The sequence below is a fragment of the Chloroflexota bacterium genome (genome assembly GCA_038040195.1).
Classification (GTDB): domain Bacteria; phylum Chloroflexota; class Limnocylindria; order QHBO01; family QHBO01; genus DASTEQ01.
This window is the reverse complement of the sequence record JBBPIR010000022.1, coordinates 1-2,345: the sequence shown is the minus strand read 5'-3', so window position 1 is coordinate 2,345 and position 2,345 is coordinate 1. Positions and strand designations below refer to the sequence as shown.

Annotated in this window: 3 protein-coding genes; all 3 read right to left on the bottom strand. The window is 67.2% G+C overall.

The window, feature by feature from the left end; translation table 11 throughout:
• Window positions 1-50: 50 nt before the first annotated feature.
• The gene (locus AABM41_09750; GenBank protein MEK6192581.1) at window positions 51-800 is read right to left on the bottom strand and encodes a DUF2182 domain-containing protein; all 750 of its coding nucleotides are present in this window, start codon (window positions 798-800) and stop codon (window positions 51-53) included.
• A 104-nt stretch (window positions 801-904) separates the two neighbouring features.
• Window positions 905-1,510 (bottom strand): DUF1326 domain-containing protein, encoded by a 606-nt coding sequence (locus AABM41_09745; protein MEK6192580.1) that lies wholly within the window; start codon window positions 1,508-1,510, stop codon window positions 905-907.
• Between the two features lie 241 nt (window positions 1,511-1,751).
• Window positions 1,752-2,345 (bottom strand): DUF1326 domain-containing protein (locus tag AABM41_09740; GenBank protein MEK6192579.1); only part of this gene is annotated, 594 nt, incomplete at its 5' end.

The window sequence follows — 2,345 nt, the reverse complement described above, 5'->3', positions numbered from 1 at the left end:
ACTCCGCAACCGATGCGGCGGTGCTCGGTCTCCGGCCTGGCGCGGCGGGCCTAGGGCATCATCTTCATGCCGCTGCCGTGCCCGCCCACGCCGTCGTGCATCTCCCCGCTGGGCTCAGAGAAGCCCGGGACCTCGGAGGGGAAGAACGCGACGCCGAGCCCGAGCGCCAGCAACAGTACCGCCACGGTACGGCGTGCCGCGGCCGGCCATGGCAGCAGCTTCTCGCCGGCGATGAACGCCGCGATCAGCGCCATCCAACCGAGGCTCATGACGCCGACCGCGAACAACGCTGCCATCAGCGCCCAGCAGCAGCCGAGGCACCAAGCGCCGTGTCTCGTACCGAGTTCCAGCGCGCCGAGCCGGCCGTGGCGCCAGCGCTCGGCGAGGAACATCATCGGGCTGCGGCACTTGATGAGGCAGGCCTGCTTGAGCGGGGTCACCTGGTACACGGCCGCGGCAACGATCACCCCGCCGGTGACATAGCGGCCGGCCTCGTCCCAGGCCAGGAACCCGGGGTCGATTGCACGGACCAGCTCGACCAACCCGTATGCGGCGAGGCCGGCGACCGTCCATACCAGCAGGTAACCAGCGACGAACAGCCCAGTCGCGTCAGCTGCGGCCCCCTTCCCGCGAGCCAGATGCCCCGCCCGCAGGCGGTCGTACATCAGCACCGTCGGAGCGACCGACGGAAACATCATCGCCGCCATCATCGTCACCCAGACCGTGGCGTAAAAGCCGAGTCCTCCGAGGTCCATCCCCGGCGTCGAGTCCATGCCAACCATGCGGTCGTCGGTGACCAACCAGGCCAGCAACGCCAGTACGAGTAGCGCGCCCAGCAAACCGACCTGAGCACGGCCGACGCGCGACGGTGCCGAGTGGGCGCTAAGCCCGCCTGCCTCCAACCCTATGCCGCCCAGGCGAACGGATTGGCGAAGCCGGAGCCCCCCTCGAAGGCGAAGTCAATGCCGAACGCGCTGACGCGCGACTTGGTCGCCTTGGCGATCTTCAAATCGTCACCCGCCGGGTGGAAGATCCCGGTTAACCTCGCCGGCTTTCCGTCCTCCTTGCCGAAGGAAACGATCTCCTGCACCTCCATCTCACCGTCGTCGCCGACCTTGATCCGGTGGGTGCCGTTCTCATGCGAGACCTCCATCGGCACCTTCTCCATGCCGAGTGGCTCGCTGACCAGCGGCCCGAGCGCTTCCATCGGCCCGCCAAGCTGACCGCCGAATACCGCTCCCAGCTTCTCCGCTTGCTCGTCGGATGCCTTGTCGTCGATCAGCACGCCGAGACGCCGGTTGCCCTCACTCATCACCTTCGGGGTCTCGATCATCGCAGCGACGGTCAGATCGCTGACGTCGACGCCGTCGACCTCACCCGACTCGACCTGGAACACGAGGAAGGCGTTGCAGAGGTCGCGATCCGCGCCTAGATCCAAGGAGACGGTGCACGGGCACGGCACGTCGCACGAGCAGTTCTCGAAGTACTGACCCTCGATCTTCCAGGCCATGCTGTCCTCCTCGGTCGCTTAGGGAACAGCCTCCCCGGCGAGCTGTGAGAGTCAAGGCGTCGTGGACGCGACCGACCGCGCCGCGGACCTGCCGTCCCGCCCGCGCTCGGACATGTCGAACGCCACCCACGCTCCGGATGCCGCCGTGAGCGCTGCGACGAAGGGCGACGCCGGTCCGGTCGACCGACGCCCCAAAAGCCGGGAACGCGCCGTCCTCACGCTTCGCATACGGCTGACGTGATCAGCCAGACCAGGAGAACGGCGTCGAGAATCCGCTCTGGCCATCTGCGGAGTACTCGATTCCGAAGCCCTGAATCCGGGCAGAGAGGGTGTTGGCCGGAGTCAGGTCCGAGTTAGCCGGGTGCTTGGTCTCGGTGAGCTTTGGCAGCGGCCCTTCGGGGTCGAAGGGCGACACGACATCCTCGATGTCTACCTCCACGGCGTGGCCAACTGTGACCCGGTGGCGGCGACCCTCGTCGACGTGCTCGATGGATGCCACCTCCATGCCGAGGTTCTCGCCGATGAGCGGAGCGAGGTTGGCCATGGGACCACCCATCTGCCCCGAGTAGATGGCTCCGAGCTTCTCGGTCTGCTCCGCGTTGGCTCGGTCGTCCATGAACACCCCGACCCGCCAGTTGCCCTCCGACATCTGCTTCGGAGCGTCGAGCAGCAGGACCACGCTCCGGTCGCCTACGTCGGTTTCCTCGACGTGGCCGGAGTCGATGTGCCACGCCAGCACTGCGGTGCAGCGGTCATAGTCTGCGGGCGCTGCGAACCCGCTGGCACCACAAGGGCACACGACATCGCAGTTGCAGTTCTCGATGTACGTCCCCTC